The sequence below is a fragment of the Curtobacterium sp. MCLR17_044 genome, from assembly GCF_003234435.1.
Lineage (GTDB): Bacteria > Actinomycetota > Actinomycetes > Actinomycetales > Microbacteriaceae > Curtobacterium > Curtobacterium flaccumfaciens.
In genome coordinates this window covers 26,416-52,391 of record NZ_QKTC01000023.1, presented here as the reverse complement: position 1 = coordinate 52,391, position 25,976 = coordinate 26,416, and the positions used below count along the sequence as shown (strand labels likewise).

Sequence of the window (25,976 nt, the reverse complement as noted above, 5' to 3'; positions counted from 1 at the left end):
CGCGCCGCGCTGCGGGAGGATGAGCGGCGGCATCGGGAGCGGGAGCGGGAGCGGGTCGTCGGCGCCGACGTCCGGAGCGGGTCAGGCGGGGGCGCGGCCGGTGGACTCGCGGACGCTCAGGGTGAGCGAGGGGCCCGGGCGTGAGGGGAGCGGGGCGCTGGCGTCGATCTGCGCGCGCAGCAGGGTCGCCGCACGCTGTCCGAGCTCGACGGTGTCGCGGGTGAGCGAGGTGATCGCCGGGCGGACGAGCCGGATCATCGCCGAGTCGTCGAAGGACACGATCGACACGTCGCCGGGCACTGCGACGCCCATCTCGCTCGCCACGCCCAGCCCGGCGACGGCGAGCACATCGTTGTCGTAGACGATCGCGGTCGGTCGGACGCTCTGGGACAGCAGGGTGCGGGTGGCGCTGGCGCCGGCCTCGGCCGAGTAGTCCGTCGGCACCGAGACCGTGTCGTCGAGCCCCTCGTCGGCAGCGAACGCCCGGAGCCGGTCCATGCGCATGGCGGTGTGCTCGAACTCGGGCCGCCCGGCGACGTGCGCGATGCGTCGGTGCCCGAGGGCGTGCAGGTACCGCAGAACGGTGTCGGTGGCGTCCGAGTCGTCGATCCAGACCGTGGGGGCGGCGCCGTCGGGGGAGGGGTGCGAGCCGACGACGACGGTGGGCATGCCGAGGTCGGCGAGCAGGGCGAGCCGGGCGTCGTCGCGACGGGGGTCGATCACGATTACACCGTCGACACGGTGTCCGCGCCACCAGTCCCGGTAGGTCTCGAGTTCTTCCTCGGCATCGCGCGCGACGAGCAGGTTCATGCCGACGTGGGTGCCGGCGAGCCCGAGCTGGATGCCGGAGATCAGGTCGCCGAAGAACGACTCGGTGCCCAGGGTCCGGGCCGGGCGGTTCAGCACGAACCCGATGGAACCGGCCTTCGCGCCGCCGAGCGCCCGGGCCGCGGTGTGCGGCTGCCAGTCGAGCTCGCGGGCGATCTCGCGCACGCGGCGACGGGTCTCGTCGGAGACGCCGGGGCGGTCGTTCAACGCGAACGACACCGCGCTGATGGACACACCGGCCCGCGCGGCGATATCGGCGATCGTCGTTCGACGCTTGGTGGCCACGGGGTTGACTATAGCGCTTTAGTCATCCACAGTGGCTGCCACACACGGGTTCGGTGACTGCTGCTGAACCGGTTCAGCTATGACGAGGGAGTCAGACGCCATGAGGACCACCACACGCATGACGAGGGGCCGCGCCACCGCGCTGCTCGCGACGGCCGCCGCCACGGCGCTCGTCCTGACCGGCTGCTCGAGCGGCGGGAACGCGGCCGACAACGGCGGCGGCGAGATCAGCGGCACCATCACCCTGCAGACCTGGGCGCTCACGCCGACCTACACGGGCTACCTCAACGGGGTCATCAAGGACTTCGAGCAGGCCCACCCGGACGCGAAGGTCAAGCTGCAGGACCAGCCCGGCGACGGGTACGCCGACAAGGTGCTCAGCCAGGCCTCGTCGAACAGCCTGCCCGACGTGATCAACCTGCCGCCGGACATCGCCCTGCCGCTCGCGAAGCGCGGGTTCCTGCAGGACGTCGCGAAGGACGACTCGAAGCTCGACAGCACGTACGTTGCCGGCGCGTTGGACTCGTACAAGTACAAGGGAGTGGACGGCACGTTCGGGTACCCCTGGTACCTCAACACCGACGTGAACTACTGGAACTCGACGATGTTCGCCAAGTGCGGCCTCGACGCGAAGAACCCGCCGAAGACCACCGACGAGCTGTTCACGCAGGCAAAGACCATGCACGACAACTGCCCGACCGACTACCTGATGAGCCGGAAGCCCGGCCTCGGCGACTTCACGCTCGCCGGCGTCAAGGTGCTCAACGCCGACGGCACGAAGTTCACCTTCGCCGACTCGTCGAAGGCCGCCGACCTGATCGACCGCTACAAGGACGCGTACCAGGACGGCTACATGCCCTCCAACGTGCTGAACAGCGACTACCTCGGCAACTCCACCCTGTTCACGCAGGCCAAGGTCGCCTGGACCACCGGTGGCGCCACCTCGCTCGCCGACTTCGAGAAGAACAACCCGTCGCTCAAGGGCAAGGTCACCGTCAGCCCCGCACTCGACACCCCGCCGCTCTACGTGCAGGGCCTGTCGGTCTCGAGCAAGTCGAAGCACCTCGCCACCGCCGAGGCCTTCGCGAAGTTCATGACGAACGCGGAGAACCAGGAGGCGTTCGCCCACAAGGTCAACATCTTCCCGTCCACCACGTCGTCGCAGTCCGACCCGTACTTCTCGAAGGACGACGGCACCGTGAACGGCGAGGCCCGGGTCCTCGCGAACGAGGCCCTGAAGACGGCGAAGGTCATCAACCCGGTCGAGGCGAACTCCGCGATGACGGACTTCCTCGACCAGCAGATCGCCCTCGCGATGAAGGGCCAGGTGGCGCCCGAGAAGGCACTGCAGACCGCCCAGACCAAGATGAACAGCCTGCTGGCCAACGGCTGATGCGTGCGAACCGCTGGTACACGCCCTGGTTGCTCGTCCTGCCGGCACTGATCTGGCTCGTCGCGTTCAGCCTGTGGCCCTCGATCAACACGGTGCGGTTGTCGTTCACCAACGCCAGCCCGCTCGGCGGCGTCAGCCAGTGGGTCGGGGTGCAGAACTTCGAGACACTGCTCGCCGACCCGCAGGTGTGGGAGGCGCTGCTCAACAGCGTCATCTACATGGCGGTGTGCCTGCCGCTGCTGACGGTCCTCCCGCTCCTCATCGCGGTGCTCGTGCAGCAGAAGCTGCCCGGGATCGCGTTCTTCCGCACCGCGTTCTACACGCCGGTCATCGCGTCCGCGGTGGTCGTCGGGCTCATCTGGACGTGGATCCTCGACGACCGCGGCGTCATCAACGAGATGGCGCAGGCCCTCGGCGTCGTGCAGGGCAGCGTCCCGTTCCTGACCGACCGGTGGCTGCTGCTCCTCAGCGCCATCAGCCTGACGGTGTGGAAGGGGCTCGGCTACTACATGATCATCTTCCTGGCCGCCCTCGGGAACGTCGGCAAGGACCTGCACGAGGCCGCCGCCCTCGACGGTGCCGGCGCGGTCCGTCGCTTCTGGTCGGTCACGATGCCCGGGGTCCGCGGCACCATGACGCTCGTCGGGATCCTGGTGTGCGTCTCGGCGCTCCGGGTGTTCAGCGAGCTCTACATCCTCACCAACGGCACCGGCGGACCCGGCGGGCAGGACAACTCGCTCGTCATGCTCATCCAGCAGTACGCCCGCGGCTTCACCGGCAACCTCGGCTACGCGTCCGCCCTGAGCCTCCTGCTCTTCGTCGTGACGCTCGTGCCGATGCTCGCCCTCGCCCGGATGAACAGCAAGGCGGACAAGTGACGAACACGACCAGCACGACCGAACCCGTCATCGGCGGCGCGCAGGGCGCAGCCAGCCCGACGCCGGACGTGACCGGCGCGACGGGCGCTGGACGGGCCTCCAGGCAGAACGGACGGGGCGGACGCGACGGACGCAAGCGGCGCCGCGCGGTCTGGGGCGTCATGTCCACCCGCGAGAAGGTCGTCCGCTACGTCCTGCTCATCGTGGTGCTCTTCATCACGATCGGCCCGTTCCTGTGGCAGCTGTCCACGTCGCTCAAGGGCGCCGGTGAGGACATCTACACGGCGAACCCGTCGTTCATCCCGTCCGAGCCGACCATCGAGAACTACCTGAAGGTCGCCGCCGCGATCCCGGTGTGGCGGTACATCGGCAACTCCCTGCTCGTCGCCGCGATCGACGTGCTCGGCAACATCGTGTTCGCGACCCTGGCCGGCTTCGCCCTCGCCCGCCTGCAGTGGCGGCACCGGAAGCTCGTGCTCGGCCTGTTCCTCGGCACCCTCGTGCTGCCCGGCGAGGCGACGATCATCTCGCAGTTCGTCACCGTGAAGGACCTCGGCCTCGCCGACAACCTGGTCGGGGTCGCCCTGCCCGGCATGATCGCGGCGCTCAACGTCCTGCTGATGTTCAACGCGTTCCGGCAGATCCCCGAAGAGATCGACCAGGCCGCGGTGATGGACGGTGCGAACGCGATGCAACGTCTGCGCTACATCTCGCTGCCCGCCGTGCAGGGGACCATCGCGGTCATCGCGATCTTCTCGTTCATCGGTGCGTGGGACGACTTCCTCTGGCCGCTCATCGTGCTGCAGTCGCCCGAGAACCTCACCCTGACCGTCGGGTTGCAGTACCTGCAGGGCACGTTCGCCACCGACCAGCGGATGATCGCGGCCGGCACCATGATCGCCTTCATCCCGATCGCCGTGATCTTCGCCGTCCTGCAGCGCTTCTTCTTCAAGGGCGTCGAAGAGGGCGGTGTGAAGGGCTGATGCGGTTCGGGGTCAACTACACGCCCTCGGTCGGCTGGTTCCACTCGTGGCTCGACTTCTCGCGGTCGGACACCGCCAGGGACCTCGAGGCCATCGCGTCGATCGGCGCCGACCACGTGCGGATCTTCCCGCTCTGGCCGGTCGTCCAGCCGAACCGGACGCTCATCCGGCAGCAGGCCCTCGACGACGTCGCGACGGTCGTCGACCTCGCCGGCTCGTTCGGACTCGACGTCAACGTGGACGCCCTGCAGGGGCACCTGTCGAGCTTCGACTTCGTGCCGTCCTGGCTGGACAGCTGGCACCGCCGCAACATGTTCACCGACCCGGACGTCGTCGCGTCGACCGCCGCGTACGTCCGGGCGCTCGCCGGAGCCGTCGCCGACAAGCCCAACCTGCTCGGCATCACCATCGGCAACGAGGTCAACCAGTTCGCACACGCGCCGCACCCCGCGCCGCACGCGATCACGGCGGAGCAGGGGCACGCGTGGGCGGCGGCGATGGTCGCGGCGGCGCGGGCGGGGCTGTCGGTCGGGTCGTCGGCGTCGGTCGCGTCGTCCGTGTCGGTCGGCCTGGAGGCACGGCTCGACCCCGCCTCGTCGGTCCCGCCCGCCACCGGGTCGCGCCCCGGGCCACTGGTCACCGTCGCGCAGTACGACGCGGCCTGGTACGACGACGCCCAGCCCTTCGGCCCCGAGCACGCGGCGGACCACGGTGACGCCACGGTCACGCACTCGTGGGTGTTCAACGGCTCGGCGGCCCTGCACGGCGCCCTCGGAGCCGGGTCGGTGCGGCACGGGGAGTACCTGCTCCAGCTCGCCGCGGCCTGGAACCGCGACGCCGCCCGCCCGAACTGGCTGCAGGAGGTCGGCGCCCCCACCAACGTCGTCGACCCCGCCGACGCCGCCGCGTTCACCGAGCAGACCATCCGGCACGTCCTCGACGCGCAGCAGGTGCTCGGGGTGACGTGGTGGTGCTCCCACGACGTCGCCCGGTCGCTCGCGGACTTCCCGGAGCTCGAGTACGACCTCGGGCTGTTCACGAACGACGGACGGCTGAAGCCCGCCGGCGAGGCGTTCGCCGCCGTCGCCCGCGCCGAGCACACCCGCGACGCCCGTGCCGCACCGCCGACCACCGCGCTCGTCCTCGACGACGTGCTGTCCGACGGCACCGACCGGCACGGCACCCGCGCCGACTGCGCCCCCGGCGGTCGGTTCGCCGCCGCCTGGCTCGCCCTGGCCGGGGCCGCACCGGACGGGCGCGGCCCGCAGGTCGTCCTGCGCTCCCGACTGTCGGACACCGCGCTGCTGGCCGCGCGGGGCATCGACCGCTGCGTCGACGTGCCGTCCGACCTCGACACCACCACCGTCCGCGTCGCCCACCCGGCGACGACGCCCTGACCCCGGAAGGCCCCATGCACGACGACATCCCCCTCACCACCGGACGCGCCCGACGGGTGCTCGACGAGCGGATCACCCCCGCGGTGCACGCGACCACGACGGCCCTCGAGGCCGCCTGGCACGAGCTGCCGGGGGAGCCGGTCCCGCCGACCGAGGGGCTCGCGCTCACGTTCGAGCCCTACGAGGTCGGCACCCCGTGGGGCGCAGCGTGGGGCACGACGTGGTTCCGGCTGACCGGGACCGTGCCGACCGAGTGGGCCGGACGCCGGGTGGAGGCCGTGATCGACCTCGGCTTCGACAAGAACATGCCCGGGTTCCAGTGCGAGGGACTCGTCTACCTGGCCGACGGCACCCCCGTGAAGTCGATCAACCCGCGCAACCAGTGGGTCCTGGTCACCGAGCGGGCCGAGGGCGGCGAGACCGTCGAACTGTTCGTCGAGGCAGCATCGAACCCCGTCCTGCTCGACTACCACCCCTTCCTGCCGACGCAGGAGGGCGACGTGCAGACCTCGTCCTCGAAGCGCCTCTACGCCACCCGCCGGATGGAGCTCGCCGTCTTCGAGTCCGAGGTGCACGAACTCGCCCTGGACATCGACGTCCTGCTCGAACTGCAGGCCGAGCTGCCCGCCGGACCCCGACGCATGCGGATCCTGCAGGCCCTCGACGACGCCCTCGACGCGCTCGACCTGCAGCACATCCCGGAGACCGCCGGGGACGCCCGTGCGGCGCTCGCCGAGGTGCTGGCCGCTCCCGCCGAGGCCTCGGCGCACACGATCTCGGCCGTCGGGCACGCCCACATCGACTCCGCCTGGCTCTGGCCCGTGCGCGAGACCATCCGCAAGGTCGCCCGCACCACGTCGACCATGACCGAGCTCATCGACCAGACCGACGACTTCCTGTACGGCATGTCGAGCGCGCAGCAGTACGCGTGGATCAAGGAGCACCGCCCCGAGGTCTACGCCCGGGTCAAGGCCGCGGTCCAGGCCGGGCGGTTCCTGCCGATCGGCGGCATGTGGGTCGAGTCCGACACCGTGATGCCGACCGGCGAGAGCATCGTCCGGCAGTTCTCGCAGGGCCAGCGGTTCTTCGAGCGCGAGTTCGGCATCCGACCCAAGGGCGTCTGGCTGCCGGACAGCTTCGGGTACTCGCCGGCGCTGCCGCAGCTGATGTGCCGCGCGGGCTTCGAGTGGTTCTTCACGCAGAAGATCTCGTGGAACCAGGTCAACAAGTTCCCGCACCACACGTTCCTGTGGGAGGGCATCGACGGGTCGCGGGTGTTCTCGCACTTCCCGTCGATGGACACCTACAACTCGCGGTTGTCCGGCAGCGAGGTCGCGAAGGCCGCCCGCCAGTTCCGCGAGAACCGGCTCGCCAGCGGCTCGATCGCCCCGGTCGGCTGGGGCGACGGCGGCGGTGGCACCACCCGTGAGATGACCGGCACCGCCGCACGGTTGGCCGACCTCGAGGGCAGCGCGAAGGTCCGCTGGGAGCACCCGGACACGTTCTTCGACCGGGCGAAGTCCGAACTGACCGATCCGCCCGTGTGGGTGGGGGAGCTGTACCTCGAGCTGCACCGGGCCACGCTCACGTCGCAGCACGGCACGAAGCAGGGCAACCGCCGGTGCGAGCAGCTGCTCATCGAGGCCGAGCTCTGGGCCGCGACCGCCGCCGCCCGCACCGACTTCGCCTACCCGTACGACGAGCTCGACGCCCTGTGGCAGCAGGTCCTGCTCCAGCAGTTCCACGACATCCTGCCGGGCACCTCGATCGCGTGGGTGCACCGCGAAGCGGTCGAACGCTACGCCGAGACGGCCGCGGCGCTGACCACGATCATCGACCAGGCGCTCTCGGCGCTCGCCGGTACCGGGGACGCGGCCGTCGTCGTGAACCCGGCCCCGTTCCTCCAGGCCGGTGCGCCCGCGCAGGGCGCGGTCGTGGCGACCGACGTGGTGGCGGCGACCGCCGTGTCCCTGACCGAGCAGGACGGCGGGTACGTGCTGGCGAACGACCTGGTACGGGTCGTCGTCGACGCGCAGGGGCTCGTGATGAGTGCCGTGGACCTGGCGAGCGGGCGCGAGGCGATCGCGGCCGGCCAGGCGGCGAACCTGCTGCAGCTGCACCAGGACTTCCCGAACATGTGGGACGCGTGGGACGTCGACCGGTACTACCGCAACCGCGTCGAGGACCTCGTGTCGACCACCGGGCTGACCGCGTCGGTCGACGACACCGGGGCCGCACGGGTCGTCGTGTCCCGGGCGTTCGGTGACTCGACGGTGACGCAGGAGATCGTCCTGGCGCCGGGGTCCCGCACCCTGGAGTTCGACCAGGTGACGGACTGGCACGAGACCGAGAAGTTCCTCAAGGTGGCGTTCCCGCTCGACGTCCGCGCCGAGCACACCGTCGCCGAGACGCAGTTCGGCGCGCAGAAGCGGGTGACGCACACGAACACCTCGTGGGAGGCGGCGAAGTTCGAGACCTCGATGCACCGCTACGTGCTGGTGGCCGAGCCCGGCTTCGGTGTCGCGCTCGTGAACGACTCGATCCACGGCTTCGACACCACGCGCGACGCCGTCGACGGGCACGTCACCACCACCGTGCGGCTGTCGCTGCTGCGCGCACCGCGGTTCCCGGACCCCGAGACCGACCAGGGCGTGCAGACGCACCGGTACGGCATCGTCATCGGCACCGACCAGCTCGGCGCCACGTCGGCCGGCGTGCGGATGAACGCGGGCGCGCGGACGATCACCGGGGCGCACGGCTTCGACCCGCTGGTGCAGGTCTCCGGCGACGTCGTGCTGTCGAGCGTCAAGCTCGCCGACGACCGGTCGGGCGACCTGGTCGTGCGCGTCTACGAGCCGTCCGGGCAGCGGGGGACCGGGGGCATCGCGGTCTCGGCCGACGAGGCGACCTTCGGCGCTGCCGTCGAGGTGACCCTCCTCGAAGAACCGCTCGGTGACGCCGTGCCGTCGTCCGACGCGCCCGCGTCCTCGTTCGCCGTCGACGCCTACGAGGTCCGCACCTTCCGGTTCCCGCGCAACTGACCGACCGACTGACCGACCGTCCCACCCAAGGAGGAACCACATGAAGCAGTCCACGAAGTTCAGCATCGCGACCGCACTGGTCGCCATGCTCGCGGCACCACTGGTGCCCGCCGCAGCGTCCGCGGCGCCCTCCTCGTCCGGGTCCAGCCACGGGCACGGACACGGATCGTCCCACGGCGGCGGCGGGCACGGTCACGGTCATGGCCACGGGCACCACGCCGCGCCCACCAAGTCGGGGCCGACGAGCATCGCCTACGTCGAGGTGAACAACGACGAGCTCGCCAACGTCGGGCGGTACACGCTGGAGAACGGCGCGAACGCGTTCGACGTGGCGATCATCTTCGCCGCGAACATCAACTACGAGGACGGCAAGGCGGTCCTGTACAACAACGAGAACGTGCAGCGGACCCTCGACCAGGCGGCCACGCAGATCCGCCCGCTGCAGGCCAAGGGCATCAAGGTGACGCTCTCGGTGCTCGGCAACCACCAGGGCGCCGGCCTCGCGAACTTCCCGACGAAGGCCGCGGCGCGGGACTTCGCGGCGCAGGTCTCGGCGACGGTCAAGAAGTACGGACTCGACGGCGTCGACCTGGACGACGAGTACTCGGACTACGGCGTGAACGGCACCCCGCAGCCGAACCAGCAGTCGATCGGCTGGCTCATCAGCGCCCTGCGTGCGGACATGCCGGGCAAGATCATCTCGTTCTACGACATCGGCCCGTCGTCCGACGCCCTGAAGACCGCGAGCCCGTCGATCGGCGGGAAGCTCGACTACGCCTGGAATCCCTACTACGGCACCTACACGGCGCCGACGATCCCGGGCCTGCCGAAGTCGAAGATCTCCGCCGCCGCCGTCGACATCCAGAACACCCCGCAGGCCACCGCGGTCTCGCTCGCACAGCGCACGAAGGCCGACGGGTACGGCGTCTTCATGACGTACAACCTGCCGGGAGGCGACGAATCCGCCTCCGTCTCCTCCTTCACCAAGGTGTTGTACGGACAGGCCGCGTCGTAGCGCTGACGCTCGCGTCCTGACGGCGGCTCGCGCCCCGTGCTCCCCGGCTCCGGCCTGGAGGCACGGGGCGCGTCCGTCGTCCGGGTCCCGCTGGGCGGGGGGGTGGAGAGGAGGGGGCGGCACCAGTTCTTCCTCGCCCGTGACGGTTCCGGTTCGCAGACCCCGGCGATCGTGAACCGGAACCGTCATCCACCGAAAACGAATCCCGGCCCGGCCCGGCGCGCTCGATGCCGCGGCCGTACGATCGCGGCATGGAGCTCGAGTTCCGCGGCGAGGTGATCGAGTGGCGCGGCCCGTCACCGTTCTTCTTCGTCGTCGTGCCACCGGACGTCGCCGAGGTCATCGCCGACCTCGCGCCGGTGCTCACCTACGGGTGGGGTGTGATCCCGGCCCGCGTGACGATCGGCTCGGTGACGTGGACGACGTCGCTGTTCCCGAAGGACGGCGGGTACCTCGTGCCGTTGCGGGCGGCGGAGCGGAAGCGTGCCCGGGTGGAACTCGGCGACTCCCCGGAGATCACCCTCGAGTTCGCCGACCCCTGACACGAGAGGTGAGGTTGTGGAGGGGATGTCGGGAATCGCTGTCGGCGGAGGGCCCCTGTTGTGGAGGGGATGTCGGGAATCGCTGTCGGCGGAGCGCCCGTGTTGTGGAGGGGATGACGGGAATCGCTGTCGGCGGAGCGCCCGTGTTGTGGAGGGGATGACGGGAATCGCTGTCGGCGGAGCGCCCGTGTTGTGGAGGGGATGACGGGAATCGCTGTCGGCGGAGCGCCCGTGTTGTGGAGGGGATGACGGGAATCGCTGTCGGCGGAGCGCCCGTGTTGTGGAGGGGATGACGGGAATCGCTGTCGGCGGAGCGCCCGTGTTGTGGAGGGGATGACGGGAATCGCTGTCGGCGGAGCGCCCGTGTTGTGGAGGGGATGACGGGAATCGAACCCGCGTAGCCAGTTTGGAAGACTGGGGCTCTACCATTGAGCTACATCCCCGCGCCTGCGCACCAGGCGCAGCCCGACCATCGTAGCGGACGAACGAGCACCGACATGCCGTCGCGCGTCATCCCGAAGCCGGACGCCGGTGCCGAGCGCACCATCCGCTGGTCGAGGGTGGTCTCGTACGTGCTCGTGGTCCTCGCCGCCGCGGTCCTGTCCCTGCGTCCCGACCTGTTCGGTGACCCGCAGACGCAACCCGCGCACGCACTGCTGCACGTCTGGCGGATCGTCGTCGGACTGCTGCTCGCGGTGGCTGCCCTCGGGGTCCAGGTGGCCGTCGGGATCCGGTGGCGGCGGGGTCTGCGACGCGCCGCGGAGGACGACTGAGCAACCCCCGGGAACAGCGCGCCGTCGGACCGCTAGACTCACCGGGGTCGCATGCGCCCCTCGGCGTGCGCGGCTGATCCCTGGCACGAAGCAACGGGGCGTAGCTCAGCTTGGTAGAGCGCCCGCTTTGGGAGCGGGAGGTCGCAGGTTCAAATCCTGTCGCCCCGACCAGGTCCTCCGAGCACCACCGACCACACGAACGTCAACCAACAGGAGAACATCCCTTGGCCACCAGCACCGTCGACAAGGTGAGCGACACCCGCGTCAAGCTCACCGTGAACGTGACGCCGGACGATCTCAAGCCGAGCATCGACCACGCCTACAAGCACATCGCCGAGCAGATCAACATCCCCGGCTTCCGCAAGGGCAAGGTCCCGCCGGCGATCGTCGACCAGCGCGTCGGCCGCGGCGAGGTCCTGAACCACGCCGTCGGTGACGCCATCGACAACTTCTACCGCCAGGCGGTCGAAGAGCAGGAGCTGCGCATCCTCGGCCGTGCCGAGGCCGACGTCGCCGAGCTGCCGAACGTCGCGGACTTCACCGGCGACCTCGTCCTCACCTTCGAGGTCGACGTCCGCCCCGAGTTCGACCTGCCGGACTACTCCTCGTACGAGCTCACCGTCGACGCCGTCGAGGTGTCGGACGACGAGATCGAAGAGGAACTGCAGAACCTCCGCACCCGCTTCGGCACGCTCGTGACGGTCGACCGTCCGGCGAAGACCGGCGACTTCGCGCAGATCGACCTCACCGCCAGCATCGGCGACGACGAGGTCGACTCGGCCACCGGCGTCTCCTACGAGATCGGCTCCGGTGACCTGCTCGAGGGCATCGACGAGGCGCTCGAGTCCCTGACCGCCGGTGAGTCGACGACCTTCGAGTCGAAGCTCGTCGGTGGCGACCGCGAGGGCGAGACCGCTCAGATCGCCGTCACCGTCACCGCCGTCAAGGAGCGCGAGCTCCCCGAGGCCGACGACGAGTTCGCCCAGATCGCCAGCCAGTTCGACACCATCGACGAGCTCAAGGCCGACCTGAAGGAGCAGATCGCGAAGTCCAAGACCTTCGGTCAGGGCGCCGCGGCTCGCGACAAGCTCGTCGAGAAGCTCACCGAGGACGTCAACATCCCGATCTCGGAGCAGCTCATCGCCGACGAGGTGCACCGTCACCTCGAGCAGGAGAACCGCCTCGAGGACGAGGAGCACCGCAAGGAGGTCTCCGAGTCCAGCGAGACCGCCTTCCGCTCGCAGATCCTCCTCGACGCGATCGCCGAGAAGGAAGAGATCCAGGTCTCGCAGGAGGAACTGACCCAGTACCTCATCCAGGCCGCCGCGCAGTACGGCATGGAGCCGGCCGAGTTCATCAAGGTCATCGACCAGAACGGCCAGATCCCCGGCATGGTCGGCGAGGTCGCCCGCTCGAAGGCGGTCGCGACCGTCCTGTCCAAGGTGACCGTCAAGGACACCAACGGCGACGCCGTCGACCTGTCCGCCTTCACGGCGGGCGTCGCGCAGGAGCCGGCAGGGGACGCCGAGTAACGATCTCGACGCCACCAGTACGACAGACGGGAGGCGCGGTGCCAGCTGGCACCGCGCCTCCCGTCCGTATTTCCGCACCACCGCATTGCTGTCGGCGAACAGACGAGAACTGGTGCGTTGCACCCGATAAGTTCGACAACAAGCGACAACTGAACGGGAGCTTTTCCATGGCCGAAGCAACACTGAACCCCAGTGTTTTTGACCGCCTTCTGAGAGACCGGATCGTGTGGCTCGGCTCCGAGGTCCGCGACGACAACTCGAACGAGATCGCAGCCAAGCTGCTGCTGCTCGCCGCCGAGGACCCTGAGAAGGACATCTACCTCTACATCAACTCGCCCGGTGGTTCGATCACCGCCGGCATGGCGATCTACGACACGATGCAGTTCGTCCCGAACGACATCGTCACCGTGGGCATCGGCCTCGCCGCGTCGATGGGACAGTTCCTGCTGTCCTCCGGCACGCCCGGCAAGCGCTACATCACGCCGAACGCGCGCGTGCTGCTCCACCAGCCGTCCGGTGGCTTCGGCGGCACCGCTGCCGACATCCAGACGCAGGCCAAGGTCATCCTCGACATGAAGCAGCGCATGGCGGAGCTCACGGCCGAGCAGACCGGCAAGTCGGTCGAGCAGGTCCTCAAGGACAACGACCGCGACAACTGGTTCACGGCGCAGGAAGCGCTCGAGTACGGCTTCGTCGACCACCTCCGCGCCTCGAGTGCCGAGGTCATCGGCGGTGGTGGCACCGTCGGCGACGGCGAGACGCCCACCAGCGCAGCCGAGCCCGACGCCCAGTCCTGATCACCACCGAAGAAAAGGAAACGAGAATGCATCTCCCCATGCTCGGTGGCGCGCAGAACGTCCCGGCTCCGTCCAATCGGTACATCCTGCCGAGCTTCGAAGAGCGCACGGCCTACGGCTACAAGCGCCAGGACCCGTACGCCAAGCTGTTCGAGGACCGCATCGTGTTCCTCGGCGTGCAGGTCGACGACGCGTCGGCTGACGACGTCATGGCCCAGCTGCTCGTGCTCGAGTCGATGGACCCCGACCGCGACATCGTGATGTACATCAACTCGCCCGGTGGCTCGTTCACCGCGATGACGGCGATCTACGACACGATGCAGTACATCCGTCCGCAGATCCAGACGGTCTGCCTCGGTCAGGCTGCCTCGGCCGCTTCGGTGCTCCTCGCCGGTGGCACCCCCGGCAAGCGTCTCGCACTGCCGAACGCCCGTGTGCTGATCCACCAGCCCGCGACCCAGCAGGGTGGCGGTCAGGCGTCCGACATCGAGATCCAGGCGGCGGAGATCCTCCGCATGCGCACCTGGCTCGAGGAGACGCTGTCGAAGCACTCCAACAAGACGCCGGAGGAGATCAACCACGACATCGAGCGCGACAAGATCATGTCCGCGCAGGAAGCCGTGGAGTACGGCCTGATCGACCAGGTCCTCACCAGCCGCAAGAACCTGCCGGCGCTCGTCAAGTAGCACCAGCAGGAACGACGAAGGCCCCGCACCGAACGGTGCGGGGCCTTCGTCGTTGCGCGGTGGTCAGTCCTCGGTGTCGTCGGACTCCGGGGCCGGCTTGCGGCGCAGGAGCAGCAGCACCGCGACGACCACGCCGACCAGCACGACGCCACCGGCGCCGATCCAGATCGCGTCGGACGCCGCCGAATCGCTCGATCCCGAGGCGGTGCCGGTGGTGGTGTCCGAGCCGGCGTCGTCGTCACCGGCGGTGGCGCAGGTCGGGGGCTTCGCCGCACCCGAGGCCGGGGTGAAGCCCGACGGCGCCTTCCACGTGAAGGGGTACTCGTCGGACACGGTGTGCCCGTCGGCGGAGACGATCTGCCACTCGACGGTGTACTTGCCGGAGTCGCCGAGTGCGGCGGCCGTGGTCATCGACGGCCCCTCGACGTCGACGCAGCCGTCCTCGTAGTACCTGCCGTCGGGGCCGACGATGCGGAACGCGAAGCCCGACCCCGAGTCGCCGATGTCGAGCAGCTTGTCGTTCGTCGTGATGTCGAAGTTCTCCGGCAGTTCGGTCAGGGTGCCGCCGACCTCCGGGTCGGACGAGATCAGGTAGTTGTGCGCGCTGGCCGGGCCCGCGAGCCCGAGGACCGCACCACCGGCGATCGCGACGGCCGCGGCGGTCCCGGCCACGAGCCTCCAGGCAGAGGACCGTAGCCGGGACCGACGCGAGCCGCGCTGCGTCACTTGGCGGAGCTCCGACGACGCGTGCCGGCGACGGCGACGACCAGGGCGACGGCGCCGAGCACCAGGCCGCCGAGGCCGAGGAAGCGACCGACCAGGTCGGGGTCGTTCGAGGCGGTCGTGCCGGCGGCCTCGGCCGTCGGGGTCGCGGCGATCGGGTCACCGTCGTCGTCCGTCGCCTCAGCAGCGGTCAGCGTGATCGAGGGTGCCGGGTGCTCGGGCTCGGCTTCGCCGGCCTTCTGCTCCTGGTTCCACTCGACGCTGCCCTTCTCGCAGGTCTGGATCGCGGGGAACTCGACCAGGTCGCCGGCCTTGCCGTCCGGCAGCGAGAACGAGAGCGCGAAGGTGTCGCGCTCGTCGGCGGGCAGGGGGGTCTTCGCGGTGTACGTGACGCTGGTGACACGCTCGGCGGCCGTCTCGGCGTGGTCCTCGTCGGATGCCGAGGCCGACGGGTCGGTGTAGGGCTCGGTCGCCTTCGTGATCGTCCAGTTCGGGTTCACGGTGGGCGTGACCTCGATGACGGACTCCGGCACCTGGAACTGGATCTTCGTCGTGGGGGAGCCGTCGCAGCCGTGCGGGACCGAGAAGGTCGCCGTGGTGTACGAGTTCGCTGCGGTCGACGTGGCCGTGGCGGACACGTGCGCGCTGGCCGCCGTGGCGCTGCCGAGGACGATGACGGCTGCGACACCGAGGGTGACGGCGCCGCCGGCGGCGAGACGCTTCTGCATGGGGTTCCTTCCGGGGTGGTTCTGCACCTGCTGTTCTACAAGATGTAGAGAAGTCCGGATCACCGTAGCAGGCTCGCACGCCCTGGGCGAACGCGCGGGCGGATTCCGGAGGGGCATCACGGTCGGTGTCACCGGTTGCGGTTAGGCTCGTGTCCACGACGAGGTGCCCACCAGCAGCGGTGCACCAGCGGTGGTGCGACAGCGCGGCCGGCATGTCCAATCAGGGAGGCACGGGAATGGCACGCATCGGAGAGAGCGGCGATCTCCTCAAGTGCTCGTTCTGCGGCAAGAGCCAGAAGCAGGTCCAGCAGCTCATCGCCGGACCGGGCGTCTACATCTGCGACGAGTGCGTCGAGCTCTGCAACGAGATCATCGAGGAACGTCTGGCCGAAGCCGGCGAGGACACCTCGAGCGGGGACTTCGAACTGCCCAAGCCGCGGGAGATCTTCGACTTCCTGCAGGAGTACGTCATCGGCCAGGACCCGGCGAAGCGCGCCCTCGCCGTGGCCGTCTACAACCACTACAAGCGCATCCGGGCGCAGGGGCAGATCACCGCCGCCGAAGACCGCGACGACATCGAGATCGCCAAGTCGAACATCCTGCTCATCGGCCCGACCGGCTGCGGCAAGACGTACCTGGCGCAGACCCTGGCGAAGCGCCTCAACGTGCCGTTCGCCGTCGCGGACGCCACCGCCCTGACCGAGGCCGGCTACGTCGGCGAGGACGTCGAGAACATCCTCCTCAAGCTCATCCAGGCCGCCGACTACGACGTGAAGCGTGCCGAGACCGGCATCATCTACATCGACGAGGTCGACAAGATCGCCCGCAAGGCCGAGAACCCGTCGATCACCCGCGACGTCTCCGGCGAAGGCGTGCAGCAGGCGCTGCTCAAGATCCTCGAGGGCACGGTCGCTTCGGTCCCGCCGCAGGGCGGCCGCAAGCACCCGCACCAGGAGTTCATCCAGATCGACACGACGAACGTGCTGTTCATCGTGGCGGGTGCGTTCGCCGGGCTCGAGGACATCGTGTCCTCGCGCGTCGGCAAGCGCGGGATCGGCTTCGGGGCACCCCTGCACAGTGCGACCGACCACCAGGACCTGTACTCCGAGGTGCTGCCGGAAGACCTGCACAAGTTCGGTCTGATCCCCGAGTTCATCGGTCGCCTGCCCGTCGTCACCACGGTGTCGCAGCTCGACCAGGCGGCGCTCATGCAGATCCTGACCGAGCCGAAGAACGCGCTGGTCAAGCAGTACCAGCGGATGTTCCAGATCGACGGCGTCGAGCTCGAGTTCGACCAGGGTGCGCTCGAGGCCATCGCGGACCTCGCGGTGCTGCGCCAGACGGGTGCCCGTGGGCTCCGGGCGATCCTCGAAGAAGTCCTCGGCCCGGTGATGTTCGACGTCCCGTCCGACGACGACGTCGCCCGCGTGGTGATCACCCGCGAGTCCGTGCTCGAGAACGCGGCGCCGACGATCGTGCCGCGGCCCCGGGCCAAGCGCGTCGAGAAGTCGGCGTAGCCCTCCGGAACCAGCGAACGGACACAGCACCACGGGATTCCGTGGTGCTGTGTCCGTTTCGTGGTGCGGTGCGGTGCGGTGCGGTGCGGTGCGGTGCGGTGCGGGGCGACGGCGCGCGGCGGCCTGCGCCGGCGCGCCTACTCGAGCCCGCGGCGCCGCAGCAGCGGGCCGACCTCGGCGTCGCGGCCGCGGAAGTCCCGGTACGCCTCGAGCGGGTCCTTCGCCCCGCCGACCCCGAGCAGACGCTCGGCAAACCGCTTGCCGGCCTCCCGGTCCAGCCCGCCGTTGTCGCGGAACCACTCCACCGTGTCGGCGTCGAGCACCTCGGACCAGATGTACCCGTAGTACCCGGCGTCGTACCCGCCCGAGAACGTGTGGGCGAAGTACGTCGACGAGTAGCGCGGCGGCACGGCCTCGACCGCGATGCCGGCGGCGTCCAGGGCGTCCCGCTCGAAGTCCTCGACGGACGTCACCGCTGCGGCGTCGGCCGCCGACAACCGGTGCCACGCCTGGTCGAGCAGTGCTGCGGCGAGGTACTCGGTCGTGCCGAAGCCCTCGTTGAACCCCTCGGACTCGCTGAGCCCCAGGACGAGCTCGGGCGGCAGGGGTGCTCCGGTCTCGTGGTGCTTCGCGTAGTTCGCCAGCACGGACGGCCACGACAGCCACATCTCGTTCACCTGGCTCGGGAACTCGACGAAGTCCCGCTCGACGTTCGTGCCGGAGAACCGCGGGTAGGTGGTGCGGGCGATGAGGCCGTGCAGGGCGTGGCCGAACTCGTGGAAGAGCGTCTCGACCTCGTCCTGGATGAGCAGGGTGGGGGAGCCGGCGGACGGCTTCGCGACGTTGAGGTTGTTGACCACGACGGGCAGGGTGCCGAGCAGCTCGGACTGCTCGACGACCGGGTTCATCCACGCGCCGCCGCGCTTGCCGTCACGCGTGTAGAGGTCGAGCAGGTACAGCCCCACGGGGTCGCCGTCGTCGCCGGTGACCTCGAAGACCCGGACCTCGTCGTTGTAGCCGTGCAGGTCCGGGCGCTCGGTGAAGCTCAGACCGTACAGGACACCGGCGGCGTGGAAGACCCCGTCGTGCAGGACCCGGTCGGCCTCGAAGTACGGGCGGAGCGCGGTGCTGTCCGCGGCGAACTGCTCGCCACGCAGGATCTCGGTGGCGTACGCCCAGTCCCACGACTCGATGTCGAACCCGACCGTGCGCGACCGGACCGCGCGCTCGTCGTCGGCGTTCCGTGCCGCGGCGCCGACGAGCGAGGACAGCAGCCCGTCGACGGCCTCGGGGGTCTTCGCCGTCTCGTCGGCGGTCACCACGGCGGCGTGGTTCGGGAACCCGAGCAGCTCGGCGCGCTCGGCCCGCAGCCGGACGATGCGCAGCAGCACGTCGCGGTTGTCGTACTCGTTGCCGCGACGACCGCGGGCGAGCGAGGCGCGCATGATCCGCTCGCGCAGGTCACGGTTCGCCAGTGACGACAGCCACGGGTGTCCGGTGTACAGCGGCAGCGTGATGAGCCAGCCGTCCAGGCCCCGGTCGGCGGCAGCGGCGGCCGCGGCGGACTTCGCCCCGTCGTCGAGCCCCTCGAGCTCGTCCCCGTTCGTCACGTGCACGGCGGAGTCGTTGGTGTCCTCGAGCAGGTTCCGCTCGAAGGTCGTCGTGAGGGTCGAGAGCTCCTGGTTGATCGCGGTCAGACGCTCCTTGCCCGCGTCGTCGAGGCCCGCGCCCGCCAGGGTCATCTCGGCGTGGGTCCGCTCGACCAGGCGCAGCGCCTCACCGGTCAGCCCGGCGGCTTCGGCGCCGTCGAGCACCTCCTGCACGCGGGCGTACAGGCGGGAGTCGAGCGTGATCGCGTCACGGTGGGCGGCGAGGAGCGGGGAGACCTCGGCCTCGAGGTCGTGCAGCTCCGGCGTCGAGTCGGCCGACGACAGCGTGAAGAACACGTGGCTGACGCGGGTCAGCAGCTGCCCGGATCGCTCGAGTGCGACCAGGGTGTTCTCGACCGTCGGGGCGTGCGGGTCGGTGGCGATGGCCTCGACCTCGGCGCGCTGCTCGGCCATGCCGGCCTCGAACGCCGGTCGGTAGTGCTCGAGTCGCACGTCGCCGAAGGGCGGCAGGGCGTAGGGGAGGGTGCTCGGGACGTCGAACGGGGTTGCCATCTGCCCACCCTATGCACGGGTGCTGGAGTCCGTTCCTTCCCATGACGCCCGGACTGGGAAGCGGGATCGGGCGTACCTGGTCGAAAGAACCGACCCGGTACGCCCGGAACGACCAGGTACGCCCGGATCGGCCAGGCAGGCGCACCCGCGCCCGAAGCGACCCACAGACGGACGGGAGGCTCGTGGCGGCGCCGCCACGCTCCTCCAGTCCGCATTGCGGTCGCGTGTCAGCGCATCGCGGCGTCGATCAGGGTCACCGCGGCACGACGCGCGTGCGCGGCCGGCGCCGTGGTGCCGGCGATGGCCGCGGTGGTCTGCGCGCCCTCGGCGAGCAGTGCGAGCTGTGCGGCGAGTTCCTCGGCGTGCTCGGGGTCGGCGACGACCTCGGCGGTGAGCTGCTGCACGAACCGCTGGAACGAGTCCTTGTGCTCGCGCGCGATCTCGGCGACGGCGGGCGAGGTCGCACCGAGCTCGCCGAACGCGTTGATGAACCCGCAGCCGCGGAACGTGTCGTCGCCGAACCACGACTCCAGGAAGTCGTAGACCGCCAGGAGCTTGTCGCGCGGGCTGGCCGCGGCCTCGACCGCGCCGTGCACGCCCTGCTCCCACATGTCGTGGCGGCCGGCGAGCACCGCGGCGATGAGCTGTTCCTTACCGGGGAACGCCGCGTACAGCTTCTTGAGGGAGACCCCGGCGCCCGTGCGGATCTCGTCCATCCCCACGGACTGGATGCCGCGCGTGTAGAACAGCTGGTCCGCGACCTCGACGATGTGTGCTCGGACGTCCGGCTCGACGGTGCTGGTGGCCATGTGTGTACCCCGTTCCCTGAGTGTTCACCGTTCTCGAGTTGCGCTGGGAACGGGCGTTCTCTACTGTAGTCCACATCGGCGGAGAACGATCGTTCTCCGCGATACTCAGGGAAGGAACGATCATGGGTGCCATCACCGTCGGAACCGAGAACAGCGTCGACATCGAACTCCACTACGAGGACAAGGGCCAGGGGCAGCCGATCGTGCTGATCCACGGCTTCCCCCTCGACGGCAACTCGTGGGAGGGGCAGGTCCCGATGCTCCTCGAGGCCGGCTACCGCGTCATCACGTACGACCGCCGCGGCTTCGGCCAGTCCTCCCAGCCGTCCACCGGCTACGACTACGACACCTTCGCCGACGACCTGCACACGGTCCTCGAGACCCTCGACCTGCGCGACGTGATCCTCGTCGGCTTCTCGATGGGCACCGGCGAGATCGCCCGCTACATCGGCCGCCACGGTGAGGACCGGATCGCGAAGGTCGCGTTCCTCGCCTCGCTCGAGCCGTTCCTCGCGATCACCGACGACAACCCCGACGGCGCCGGCCCGATGTCGTTCTTCGAGGGCATCGCCGCCGACGTGGCGAAGGACCGCTACGCGTACTTCACGAACTTCTACCAGGACTTCTTCAACCTGTCGGAGAACCTCGGCACCCGCATCTCCGAGGAGCAGGTCCGCAACGCCTGGAACATCGCGGCCGGCTCCGGCTCGATCGCGTCCGCCGCAGCACCCCTGACCTGGCCGACCGACTTCCGCCAGGACATCCCGAAGGTCACCGTCCCCGCCCTGATCGTGCACGGCACGTCGGACAACATCCTCCCGATCGACGCCACCGGCCGACGCTTCACCCAGGCGCTGCCCGCGGCGGAGTACGTCGAGATCGAGGGCGCCCCGCACGGCCTGCTCACCACGCACACCGCCGAGGTGAACGAGGTCCTGCGCACCTGGCTCGCCGAGTCCTGATCCCTCGGCGATCACGCGGGCGCTCCCCGGCGGGGACGCCCGCATCGTGAGCACAAATGGTCGGGTTCCCACCGGGGACCCGACCATTTCTGCACTCCAAGCGAACCGCTCGCCGCGCGCTAGTCCTCTTCGCCCGCGTCGTCGGGGTTCGTCACCTGGGCGTGCCCGAGCGCGTCGAGGTGGATCGAGGTGCCGTCGTCGAGCTCGACGATCGGCTTGCCCTCCAGGAACGTCAGGGTCCAGCCCCACGTCGCCGTGTCGACGGACTCCGCCGCCAGCTCGTCTTCGACCCCGCGCACGGCGACGACCATCGTCTCGGGCAGTCGCGCAGGCGGCTCCCCACCCACGTTCCAGCGTGTGCCCAACTGCATCCGTGCCTCCAGTCCGGTGGTTGACGGGCCGGGTCACCAAGGCGACCCGGCCCGGACAGGCGACGTTACGCCTGCTGCTCCGCGAGCTCGATCTCGGTGACGGCGAGCTCCTCGCCGTCGACGAACGACAGGTTCTCGATGCGGCCGACGGCCGCCAGGTCGACCGCCGCGCGCTCGATGAGCACCCGCGTCTCGGCGGGTGCCGCGACGACCGCCCGCGTCACGGGCGTCTTCTGGGACGCCTTCGCCGCCGTCTTCGCACCGCGGATCCCGATGAGCGCCTGTCCGACGGCCGCGAGCAGCCCGGTGGGGGCCGCGTCGGTCGGCAGGTCGGCCGCGGTCGGCCAGGAGGCCCGGTGCACGCTGGTGTCGTGGGTCCAGGCCCACACCTCTTCCGTCGCGTACGGGAGGAACGGTGCCAGCAGTCGGAGCAGCACGTCGATCGCGCCACGCAGCGCCAGGACCGCGCTCGCCTGCGTCTCGTGCGTCGCGTCGGACGCGGTGCCGTACGCACGCTCCTTCACGAGCTCCAGGTAGTCGTCGCAGAACGTCCAGAAGAAGCGCTCGGTGATCTCGAGGGCACGGGCGTGGTCGAACCCGTCGAACGCCGCGGTGGCCTGCTCGACGACGGCACCGAGCTCGGCGAGCATGTCGACGTCGAGGGCCTCGGTGACGCTCGTGGCGCCCTCGGGCAGCGGGAAGCCGTAGACGAACTTCGCCGCGTTGAGCACCTTGATCGCCAGACGACGGCCGACCTTGATCTGCTTCGGGTTCTGCGGGTCGAACGCCGCGTCCGTGCCGAGCTTGGACGAGGCCGCCCAGTAGCGGACCGCGTCGGCGCCGTGCTGCTCGAGGATGGACAGCGGCGTGACGACGTTGCCCTTCGACTTCGACATCTTCTTGCGGTCGGGGTCGACGATGAAGCCGGAGATCGAGGCGTGCTTCCACGGCACCACGTCGGCCTCGAGCTGGCTGCGGAGCACGGTCGTGAACAGCCAGGTGCGGATGATGTCCTGCGCCTGGGGACGGACGTCGTACGGGTACACCAGGTCGTAGAGCGCCGGGTCGGTCTCCCACTTGCCCGCGAGCTGCGGGGTGAGCGACGAGGTGGCCCAGGTGTCCATGACGTCGAGTTCGCCCTGGAACCCGCCGGCCACGCCGCGCTGGTCCTCGGTGAAGCCGGGGGCGGGCTCGGAGGCCGGGTCGACGGGCAGCTGCGCCTCGGTCGGGACGATCGGCTGGTCGAACACCGGGTTGCCGTCGGCGTCGAGCGGGTACCAGACGGGCAGCGGCACGCCGAAGAAGCGCTGGCGCGAGATGAGCCAGTCGCCGGACAGGCCACCGACCCAGTTGTCGTAGCGGACGCGCATGAAGTCCGGGTGGAACGCGATCTCCTCGCCGCGCTGGCGGAGCGTGCTCTTCAGCTGCTCGTCGCGCGCGCCGTTGACGATGTACCACTGGCGGGTCGACACGATCTCGAGGGGCTTGTCGCCCTTCTCGAAGAACTTCACCGGGTGCTGGATGGTCTTGACGTCACCGATCAGCTCGCCGGACTCCGTCAGCGCGTCGACGACGACCTTCTTGGCCGAGAACACGGTCTTGCCGGCCATCTCGGCGTAGAGCTCCCGGCCCGTCGCGGACTCGATCCAGGCGGGCTCGTCCGAACGCACGCGGCCGTCGAAGCCGATGATCGCGCGGTTCGGCAGCTGCAGCTCGCGCCACCACACGACGTCGGTGGTGTCACCGAAGGTGCAGACCATCGCGATGCCGGCACCCTTGTCCTTCTGCGCCAGGTGGTGTGCGAGCACCGGGACCTCGACGTCGAACAGGGGGGAGCGGACCGTGGTGCCGAAGAGGTCCTGGAACCGCTCGTCGTCCGGGTGTGCGACCAGGGCGACGCAGGCGGGCAGGAGCTCCGGGCGGGTGGTCTGGATGACGACGTCGTCGCCGCCGTCGGTGCGGTGGAAGGCGATGCCGTGGTACGCGCCGGGCATCTCCTTGTCCTCGAGCTCGGCCTGCGCGACCGCGGTGCGGAACGTGACGTCCCACAGGGTCGGGGCGTCGGCCTGGTAGGCCTCGCCGCGCTCGAGGTTGCGCAGGAACGCGCGCTGGGCGCTGGCCCGCGAGGTGTCGTCGATGGTGCGGTACGACTGGGTCCAGTCGACCGACAGGCCGAGCGTGCGGAAGAGCTCCTCGAACTGCTGCTCGTCCTGCACGGTCAGGCGCTCGCACAGCTCGATGAAGTTGCGGCGCGACACGGGCAGCTGGTCGGCGGCCTTCGAGGACTTGCCGTCCCCGCCCTCGAACGGCGGCGTGAACTCGGGGTCGTACGGCAGCGTCGGGTCGCAGCGGACGCCGTAGTAGTTCTGCACACGGCGCTCGGTGGGCAGACCGTTGTCGTCCCAGCCCATCGGGTAGAAGACGTGCTTGCCGCGCATGCGCTCGAACCGGGCCTTGAGGTCGGTGTGCGTGTACGAGAACACGTGCCCGATGTGCAGCGAGCCGGAGGCGGTGGGCGGCGGGGTGTCGATCGACCAGACGGCGTCACGGTGACCGGCGGCGTCGCGGTCGAAGCGGTAGGTGCCGTCCTGCTCCCAGATCGGCCCCCAGACCTGCTCCAGTCCGTCGACGCTCGGCTTCTCGGGCATGGGCTTGGTCATGGGTGTGCCTTCCGTACGTGTGTGCGGCACCGAGTCCGTGATGAGGTGCCTGAGTGTTCCGCGCCTGACGCGCGGTGCCCCAATCGTAGCGGCCGCGCACGGGCACGCAGGCGGACGAACCGGTCGGACGCGGCCATCACCGAGCAGCGCCTAGCACACCGAACTGTCGGACACGCCCGGAGCCTGCTAGTCTTCCTGGGTTTGTCCGGCGAGCGCAGGGTTCGCAGGAGCTGCAACGTCGCCGTCCGCCGGACGCCCGAAGGAAGCACCGCACCCCGGAGGAACGACTTGGCACCGAACAACGCACCCCACCCGCACGGCGATCGGCCGTTGCGCACGAAGGGCGCCGCGAAGCGCGCTCGTCGCGATCTGACGAAGGACGACGTCACCGTCGTCGAGGAGTCGCTGCTCAAGCGTGCCGTCGCGGCTGCCGCGCTCGGCAACGCCATGGAGTGGTTCGACTTCGGCATCTTCGCGTACCTGACGGTCACCATCTCGCAGGTGTTCCTGCCGCAGGGCGACCCGGCCGCGAACATCGTCGCCACGTTCGGCTTCTTCGCCGCCGCGTTCATCGTGCGCCCGATCGGTGGTGCCGTGTTCGGCCCGATCGGCGACAAGATCGGCCGACAGAAGGTCCTCGCGCTGACGATGATCCTGATGGCCGCGGGCACGCTCATGATCGGCCTGATCCCGTCGTACGACACGATCGGCTTCTGGGCCCCGGTCCTGCTGCTCGTCGCCCGCTTCGTGCAGGGCTTCTCGACCGGTGGTGAGTACGGCGGCGCCGCGACCTTCATCGCCGAGTACTCGCCCGACAAGCGCCGCGGCTTCATGGGCTCGTGGCTCGAGTTCGGCACCCTCGCCGGCTACGTGCTCGGCGCCTCGATCGTCACCGGCCTGCAGTTCGGCCTGTCCGAGGACGCCCTGCTCAGCTGGGGCTGGCGTATCCCGTTCATCATCGCGGGCCCCCTCGGCCTGATCGGCCTCTACCTGCGCCTCAAGCTCGAGGAGACCCCGGCGTTCCAGAAGCAGCAGGAGCAGGCCGCCGAGCGCGAGGGCCAGAAGACCCCGTTCCTCAAGCTCTTCGCCGAGAACTGGCGCTCGCTCATCATCTGCATCGGCCTGGTCCTGGTCTTCAACGTGACCGACTACATGCTGCTGTCGTACATGCCGACCTACCTCGAGCAGAACCTCGGCCAGAACGCCACGTTCGGCCTGATCCTCATCGTCATCGTGATGCTGCTCATGATGGTCGTCATCACGTTCGGCGGTCGGCTGTCCGACAAGTTCGGGCGCCGTCCGGTGCTCGCCGCCGGCTGCATCGGCTTCATCCTGCTGTCCTGGCCGGCCCTCAAGCTGGTCCAGACCGGCACCGGTGTCGGCGTCTTCGCCGGCCTGTTGATCCTCGGCGTCGTGCTGGTCACGTTCACCTCGACCATGCCGTCGACGCTGCCCGCGCTGTTCCCGACGATCATCCGCTACGGCGCCCTGGCGATCGCGTTCAACGTGTCCGTGTCGCTCTTCGGCGGGACAACCCCGCTCGCGACCGCCGCGCTCATCAACGCCGCGAAGGACGCAGGGTACGGCTGGGCCGAGGACATCCCCGCGTTCTACCTGATGCTCGCCGCCGTGATCGGCTTGGTCGCGGTGTACTTCACCAAGGAGACCGCCGCGAGCCCGCTCATGGGCTCCGGCCCGACGGTCGGCTCCGAGGACGAGATCGCCGGCGTCATCGAGGACTACAACGACCCGACGTCGGAGCTCGCGCAGTCCGACTGGGCGAAGGACTTCTCGACGAGCGAGATCCCGATCATCTCGGCCGACGCCCAGAAGGAACCCTCCGGTTCCTGACCACGGGGCCGCCCCGCGGCAACCCGGCCAGGAGGCCCGGTGC

At 69.6% G+C, this 25,976-nt stretch carries 21 protein-coding genes and 2 tRNA genes; 15 read left to right on the top strand and 8 right to left on the bottom strand.

Features of this window, described 5'->3' with window-relative positions; translation table 11 throughout:
- Positions 1 to 81: 81 nt before the first annotated feature.
- On the bottom strand, positions 82 to 1,113 hold the full coding sequence (locus DEJ04_RS15585) for a LacI family DNA-binding transcriptional regulator (RefSeq protein ID WP_111047664.1): 1,032 nt from the start codon (positions 1,111 to 1,113) through the stop codon (positions 82 to 84).
- A 118-nt stretch (positions 1,114 to 1,231) separates the two neighbouring features.
- Here DEJ04_RS15585 and DEJ04_RS15580 point away from each other — a divergent pair, with 118 nt between their 5' ends.
- The 7 genes from DEJ04_RS15580 to DEJ04_RS15550 all read left to right on the top strand — a co-directional run bounded on the left by DEJ04_RS15580 (position 1,232) and on the right by DEJ04_RS15550 (position 10,362).
- Positions 1,232 to 2,506 (top strand): sugar ABC transporter substrate-binding protein, encoded by a 1,275-nt coding sequence (locus DEJ04_RS15580; protein ID WP_111047663.1) that lies wholly within the window; start codon positions 1,232 to 1,234, stop codon positions 2,504 to 2,506.
- Positions 2,506 to 3,384 (top strand): carbohydrate ABC transporter permease, encoded by an 879-nt coding sequence (locus DEJ04_RS15575; RefSeq protein WP_027464687.1) that lies wholly within the window; start codon positions 2,506 to 2,508, stop codon positions 3,382 to 3,384. The genes DEJ04_RS15580 and DEJ04_RS15575 overlap by 1 nt, the downstream gene beginning before the upstream one ends.
- Positions 3,381 to 4,367, top strand: a complete 987-nt coding sequence (locus DEJ04_RS15570) for a carbohydrate ABC transporter permease (RefSeq protein WP_204166197.1) — start codon at positions 3,381 to 3,383, stop codon at positions 4,365 to 4,367. The genes DEJ04_RS15575 and DEJ04_RS15570 overlap by 4 nt, the downstream gene beginning before the upstream one ends.
- Positions 4,367 to 5,764, top strand: coding sequence for a cellulase family glycosylhydrolase (locus DEJ04_RS15565; RefSeq protein ID WP_111047662.1), 1,398 nt, complete (start codon positions 4,367 to 4,369; stop codon positions 5,762 to 5,764). Before DEJ04_RS15570 ends, DEJ04_RS15565 begins: the two co-directional genes overlap by 1 nt.
- Positions 5,765 to 5,778: 14 nt before the next feature.
- Entirely contained in the window at positions 5,779 to 8,805 is a 3,027-nt protein-coding gene (locus DEJ04_RS15560; protein WP_111047661.1) for a glycoside hydrolase family 38 C-terminal domain-containing protein, read from the top strand.
- 40 nt (positions 8,806 to 8,845) lie between these two features.
- Complete coding sequence (locus tag DEJ04_RS15555) at positions 8,846 to 9,820, top strand: endo-beta-N-acetylglucosaminidase H (RefSeq protein ID WP_111047660.1); 975 nt, start codon at positions 8,846 to 8,848, stop codon at positions 9,818 to 9,820.
- Between the two features lie 251 nt (positions 9,821 to 10,071).
- On the top strand, positions 10,072 to 10,362 hold the full coding sequence (locus DEJ04_RS15550; protein WP_111030540.1) for a DUF1905 domain-containing protein: 291 nt from the start codon (positions 10,072 to 10,074) through the stop codon (positions 10,360 to 10,362).
- A 369-nt stretch (positions 10,363 to 10,731) separates the two neighbouring features.
- On the opposite strand, the gene DEJ04_RS15545 is transcribed toward DEJ04_RS15550, so the two are convergent.
- Positions 10,732 to 10,805, bottom strand: a tRNA-Gly gene (locus tag DEJ04_RS15545).
- A gap of 54 nt (positions 10,806 to 10,859) precedes the next feature.
- Here DEJ04_RS15545 and DEJ04_RS15540 point away from each other — a divergent pair.
- From DEJ04_RS15540 to DEJ04_RS15520, 5 genes are all read left to right on the top strand, one after another.
- Complete coding sequence (locus DEJ04_RS15540; protein WP_111047659.1) at positions 10,860 to 11,135, top strand: hypothetical protein; 276 nt, start codon at positions 10,860 to 10,862, stop codon at positions 11,133 to 11,135.
- Between the two features lie 94 nt (positions 11,136 to 11,229).
- Positions 11,230 to 11,306 (top strand) — tRNA-Pro (locus DEJ04_RS15535).
- 53 nt (positions 11,307 to 11,359) lie between these two features.
- Entirely contained in the window at positions 11,360 to 12,667 is a 1,308-nt protein-coding gene (gene tig / locus DEJ04_RS15530; RefSeq protein ID WP_027464695.1) for a trigger factor, read from the top strand.
- A 167-nt stretch (positions 12,668 to 12,834) separates the two neighbouring features.
- Entirely contained in the window at positions 12,835 to 13,464 is a 630-nt protein-coding gene (locus DEJ04_RS15525) for an ATP-dependent Clp protease proteolytic subunit (protein ID WP_071405541.1), read from the top strand.
- Between the two features lie 26 nt (positions 13,465 to 13,490).
- Positions 13,491 to 14,150 carry an ATP-dependent Clp protease proteolytic subunit gene (locus DEJ04_RS15520; RefSeq protein WP_027464696.1) on the top strand — a complete coding sequence of 220 codons (660 nt, stop codon included), beginning with the start codon at positions 13,491 to 13,493 and terminating at the stop codon, positions 14,148 to 14,150.
- 63 nt (positions 14,151 to 14,213) lie between these two features.
- Here the strand turns inward: DEJ04_RS15520 and DEJ04_RS15515 are convergent, their stop codons facing one another.
- The gene (locus DEJ04_RS15515; RefSeq protein WP_181437853.1) at positions 14,214 to 14,822 is read right to left on the bottom strand and encodes a copper resistance CopC family protein; all 609 of its coding nucleotides are present in this window, start codon (positions 14,820 to 14,822) and stop codon (positions 14,214 to 14,216) included.
- 50 nt (positions 14,823 to 14,872) lie between these two features.
- Entirely contained in the window at positions 14,873 to 15,601 is a 729-nt protein-coding gene (locus DEJ04_RS15510; RefSeq protein ID WP_181437852.1) for a YcnI family protein, read from the bottom strand.
- Positions 15,602 to 15,837: 236 nt separating this feature from the next.
- Between DEJ04_RS15510 and clpX the strand changes: the two genes are divergently transcribed.
- Positions 15,838 to 17,118 carry an ATP-dependent Clp protease ATP-binding subunit ClpX gene (gene clpX, locus DEJ04_RS15505; RefSeq protein WP_017886000.1) on the top strand — a complete coding sequence of 427 codons (1,281 nt, stop codon included), beginning with the start codon at positions 15,838 to 15,840 and terminating at the stop codon, positions 17,116 to 17,118.
- A 137-nt stretch (positions 17,119 to 17,255) separates the two neighbouring features.
- Here clpX and DEJ04_RS15500 read toward each other — a convergent pair whose 3' ends face one another.
- Entirely contained in the window at positions 17,256 to 19,280 is a 2,025-nt protein-coding gene (locus tag DEJ04_RS15500; RefSeq protein WP_111047656.1) for a M3 family metallopeptidase, read from the bottom strand.
- Between the two features lie 227 nt (positions 19,281 to 19,507).
- Positions 19,508 to 20,089, bottom strand: coding sequence for a TetR/AcrR family transcriptional regulator (locus DEJ04_RS15495; RefSeq protein WP_111047655.1), 582 nt, complete (start codon positions 20,087 to 20,089; stop codon positions 19,508 to 19,510).
- Positions 20,090 to 20,211: 122 nt separating this feature from the next.
- On the opposite strand from DEJ04_RS15495, the gene DEJ04_RS15490 reads away from it, so the two are divergent.
- Complete coding sequence (locus DEJ04_RS15490; protein ID WP_110864860.1) at positions 20,212 to 21,051, top strand: alpha/beta fold hydrolase; 840 nt, start codon at positions 20,212 to 20,214, stop codon at positions 21,049 to 21,051.
- A 119-nt stretch (positions 21,052 to 21,170) separates the two neighbouring features.
- On the opposite strand, the gene DEJ04_RS15485 is transcribed toward DEJ04_RS15490, so the two are convergent.
- Positions 21,171 to 21,422: a hypothetical protein gene (locus DEJ04_RS15485; protein ID WP_027464702.1), complete on the bottom strand. Its 252-nt coding sequence runs from the start codon at positions 21,420 to 21,422 to the stop codon at positions 21,171 to 21,173.
- 65 nt (positions 21,423 to 21,487) lie between these two features.
- Positions 21,488 to 24,082 (bottom strand): valine--tRNA ligase, encoded by a 2,595-nt coding sequence (gene valS / locus DEJ04_RS15480; RefSeq protein ID WP_258371396.1) that lies wholly within the window; start codon positions 24,080 to 24,082, stop codon positions 21,488 to 21,490.
- 288 nt (positions 24,083 to 24,370) lie between these two features.
- Between valS and proP the strand changes: the two genes are divergently transcribed.
- Positions 24,371 to 25,933, top strand: a complete 1,563-nt coding sequence (gene proP / locus DEJ04_RS15475; protein ID WP_246552629.1) for a glycine betaine/L-proline transporter ProP — start codon at positions 24,371 to 24,373, stop codon at positions 25,931 to 25,933.
- Positions 25,934 to 25,976 lie beyond the last annotated feature (43 nt).

Coding starts and splice junctions, on each gene's coding strand:
- DEJ04_RS15575 (WP_027464687.1), top strand. CDS start 2,506: ATGCGTGCGAACCGCTGGTACACGCCCTGGTTGCTCGTCCTGCCGGCA.
- DEJ04_RS15525 (WP_071405541.1), top strand. CDS start 12,835: ATGGCCGAAGCAACACTGAACCCCAGTGTTTTTGACCGCCTTCTGAGA.
- DEJ04_RS15490 (WP_110864860.1), top strand. CDS start 20,212: ATGGGTGCCATCACCGTCGGAACCGAGAACAGCGTCGACATCGAACTC.
- valS (WP_258371396.1), bottom strand. CDS start 24,082: ATGACCAAGCCCATGCCCGAGAAGCCGAGCGTCGACGGACTGGAGCAG.
- DEJ04_RS15540 (WP_111047659.1), top strand. CDS start 10,860: ATGCCGTCGCGCGTCATCCCGAAGCCGGACGCCGGTGCCGAGCGCACC.
- DEJ04_RS15495 (WP_111047655.1), bottom strand. CDS start 20,089: ATGGCCACCAGCACCGTCGAGCCGGACGTCCGAGCACACATCGTCGAG.
- DEJ04_RS15560 (WP_111047661.1), top strand. CDS start 5,779: ATGCACGACGACATCCCCCTCACCACCGGACGCGCCCGACGGGTGCTC.
- DEJ04_RS15565 (WP_111047662.1), top strand. CDS start 4,367: ATGCGGTTCGGGGTCAACTACACGCCCTCGGTCGGCTGGTTCCACTCG.
- DEJ04_RS15550 (WP_111030540.1), top strand. CDS start 10,072: ATGGAGCTCGAGTTCCGCGGCGAGGTGATCGAGTGGCGCGGCCCGTCA.
- DEJ04_RS15520 (WP_027464696.1), top strand. CDS start 13,491: ATGCATCTCCCCATGCTCGGTGGCGCGCAGAACGTCCCGGCTCCGTCC.
- DEJ04_RS15485 (WP_027464702.1), bottom strand. CDS start 21,422: ATGCAGTTGGGCACACGCTGGAACGTGGGTGGGGAGCCGCCTGCGCGA.
- DEJ04_RS15555 (WP_111047660.1), top strand. CDS start 8,846: ATGAAGCAGTCCACGAAGTTCAGCATCGCGACCGCACTGGTCGCCATG.
- DEJ04_RS15500 (WP_111047656.1), bottom strand. CDS start 19,280: ATGGCAACCCCGTTCGACGTCCCGAGCACCCTCCCCTACGCCCTGCCG.
- clpX (WP_017886000.1), top strand. CDS start 15,838: ATGGCACGCATCGGAGAGAGCGGCGATCTCCTCAAGTGCTCGTTCTGC.
- DEJ04_RS15580 (WP_111047663.1), top strand. CDS start 1,232: ATGACGAGGGGCCGCGCCACCGCGCTGCTCGCGACGGCCGCCGCCACG.
- DEJ04_RS15510 (WP_181437852.1), bottom strand. CDS start 15,601: ATGCAGAAGCGTCTCGCCGCCGGCGGCGCCGTCACCCTCGGTGTCGCA.